Origin of the sequence: Gluconacetobacter takamatsuzukensis, from assembly GCF_014174275.1 — a bacterium.
Classification (GTDB): domain Bacteria; phylum Pseudomonadota; class Alphaproteobacteria; order Acetobacterales; family Acetobacteraceae; genus Gluconacetobacter; species Gluconacetobacter takamatsuzukensis.
Genome location: NZ_JABEQK010000022.1, coordinates 2,501 through 5,579 on the forward strand (window position 1 = coordinate 2,501; position 3,079 = coordinate 5,579).

The following is a 3,079-nucleotide window of genomic DNA, read 5'->3' on the forward strand; positions in this document are numbered from 1 at the left end:
TGGTGAGTGAGCGCGATAAGGGCATTCGGTGGATGCCTTGGCACCAGGAGGCGATGAAAGACGTGGCACGCTGCGAAAAGCCATGGGGAGCCGCGAGCAGGCTTTGATCCGTGGATATCTGAATGGGGCAACCCACCCAGCGATGGGTATCATGATCTGAATACATAGGGTCATGAGGCGAACCCGGGGAACTGAAACATCTCAGTACCTGGAGGAAAAGACATCAATTGAGATTCTGCTAGTAGTGGCGAGCGAACGCGGAACAGGCCAGTGGTCATTTTCGAACAAGCGGAACGGAATGGAAAGTCCGGCCATAGTGGGTGATAGCCCCGTATGCGTAATGTCTGAAATGATCCTTGAGTAGGGCGGGACACGTGAAATCCTGTCTGAACATGGGGGGACCACCCTCCAAGCCTAAATACTCCCTGGTGACCGATAGTGAACAAGTACCGTGAGGGAAAGGTGAAAAGCACCCCGACGAGGGGAGTGAAAGAGACCTGAAACCGGATGCCTACAAGCAGTCGGAGCCTCTTATGGGGTGACGGCGTACCTTTTGTATAATGGGTCAGCGAGTTTCTGTTTGCAGCGAGCTTAAGCCGTTAGGTGTAGGCGAAGCGAAAGCGAGTCTGAATAGGGCGACGAGTTGCTGGCAGAAGACCCGAAACCGAGTGATCTAGCCATGGCCAGGCTGAAGGTGCGGTAACACGCACTGGAGGGCCGAACCCACGCCTGTTGAAAAAGTCGGGGATGAGCTGTGGCTAGGGGTGAAAGGCCAATCAAACTCGGAGATAGCTGGTTCTCCGCGAAATCTATTGAGGTAGATCGTCAGGTGTTGACCCCGGGGGGTAGAGCACTGGATGGGCTAGGGGGGCCCAAAGCCTTACCAAACCTAACCAAACTCCGAATACCCGGAAGTTTAGCCTGGCAGACAGACGGTGGGTGCTAAGGTCCATCGTCGAGAGGGAAACAGCCCAGACCACCAGCTAAGGCCCCCAAATCGTGGCTAAGTGGGAAAGGATGTGGGGATTCCAAAACAACCAGGAGGTTGGCTTAGAAGCAGCCATCCTTTAAAGAAAGCGTAATAGCTCACTGGTCTATTAGAAACCCTGCGCCGAAAATGTAACGGGGCTCAAGCCACGTGCCGAAGCTGTGGGTGCATACTATGTATGCGCGGTAGCGGAGCGTTCCGTAAGTCTGTGAAGGAGACGGGGTGACCCTCTCTGGAGATATCGGAAGTGCGAATGCTGACATGAGTAGCGACAAACAGTGCGAGAAACACTGTCGCCGAAAGTCCAAGGGTTCCTGCGCAAGGTTAATCCGCGCAGGGTGAGCCGGCCCCTAAGGCGAGGGCGAAAGCCGTAGTCGATGGAAACCAGGTGAATATTCCTGGGCCTGCCAGAAGTGACGAATGCAAGATGTTGTCAGTCCTTATCGGATTGGGCTGGCTTTTTGCGCATTCCAGGAAATAGCTCTGGCATATAGACCGTACCCGAAACCGACACAGGTGGACTGGTAGAGAATACCAAGGCGCTTGAGAGAACGATGCTGAAGGAACTAGGCAAATTACTCGCGTAACTTCGGGATAAGCGAGACCCGTCATTGGGCAACCATTGGCGGGTGGCACAAACCAGGGGGTAGCGACTGTTTAGTAAAAACACAGGGCTGTGCGAAGTCGAGAGACGACGTATACGGCCTGACGCCTGCCCGGTGCCGGAAGGTTAAGAGGAGGTGTGCAAGCACTGAATTGAAGCCCCGGTAAACGGCGGCCGTAACTATAACGGTCCTAAGGTAGCGAAATTCCTTGTCGGGTAAGTTCCGACCTGCACGAATGGCGTAACGACTTCCCCGCTGTCTCCAGCATCGGCTCAGCGAAATTGAATTCCCCGTGAAGATGCGGGGTACCCGCGGTCAGACGGAAAGACCCTATGAACCTTTACTGCAGCTTTGCAGTGGCATCAGAGACATTCTGTGTAGGATAGGTGGGAGGCTTTGAACCCGGGGCGCCAGTTCCGGTGGAGCCATCCTTGAAATACCACCCTGACTGTTTCTGATGTCTAACCGAGACCAGTAAGCCTGGTCCGGGACCCTGCATGGTGGGCAGTTTGACTGGGGCGGTCGCCTCCCAAAGTGTAACGGAGGCGCGCGATGGTGGGCTCAGGTCGGTCGGACATCGACTGTTGAGTGCAATGGCATAAGCCCGCCTGACTGTGAGAGTGACAGCTCGATCAGAGACGAAAGTCGGCCATAGTGATCCGGTGGTCCCGCGTGGAAGGGCCATCGCTCAACGGATAAAAGGTACTCTAGGGATAACAGGCTGATCTCCCCCAAGAGTCCACATCGACGGGGAGGTTTGGCACCTCGATGTCGGCTCATCACATCCTGGGGCTGGAGCAGGTCCCAAGGGTTCGGCTGTTCGCCGATTAAAGTGGTACGTGAGCTGGGTTTAGAACGTCGTGAGACAGTTCGGTCCCTATCTGCCGTGGGTGTTGGAGACTTGAGAGGATTTGTCCCTAGTACGAGAGGACCGGGATGAACAGACCTCTGGTGTACCGGTTGTCGCGCCAGCGGCACAGCCGGGTAGCTAAGTCTGGACGGGATAATCGCTGAAAGCATCTAAGCGAGAAACCCACCTCAAAACTAGGTCTCCCCGAGGGCCGTGATAGACCATCACGTCGATAGGCCAGATGTGGAAGCGCAGCAATGCGTGCAGCTAACTGGTCCTAATCGCCCAATAGGCTCACTCACACCGCCTGGTCCGCCAGGCAACACACATGCACAGAAATCATCCACGCACACTTCACACTCTCAAAAAAACACACCAACCTCACACGCCCAAAAACACCCCATCAAGGGTGGACTGGACGACCTGGTGGCTATGGCGGGGAAAGATCCACCCGATCCCATCCCGAACTCGGCCGTGAAATGCCCCTGCGCCTATGATACTGCGTCTTAAGACGCGGGAAAGTCGGTCGCCGCCAGGTCTTCCAGTCTACCCTCACCCCCGCGGGGTGGAGCAGCCCGGTAGCTCGTCAGGCTCATAACCTGAAGGCCGCAGGTTCAAATCCTGCCCCCGCAACCA

At 55.8% G+C, this 3,079-nt stretch carries 1 tRNA gene and 2 rRNA genes; all 3 read left to right on the forward strand.

From position 1 onward, the window contains the following. Nucleotides 1-4 precede the first annotated feature (4 nt). Nucleotides 5-2,745: ribosomal RNA gene (locus HLH27_RS16825) — 23S ribosomal RNA — on the forward strand. 120 nt (nucleotides 2,746-2,865) lie between these two features. Continuing rightward, a 5S ribosomal RNA gene (rrf, locus tag HLH27_RS16830) occupies nucleotides 2,866-2,981 on the forward strand. A gap of 21 nt (nucleotides 2,982-3,002) precedes the next feature. After that, nucleotides 3,003-3,079: transfer RNA gene (locus HLH27_RS16835), tRNA-Met, on the forward strand.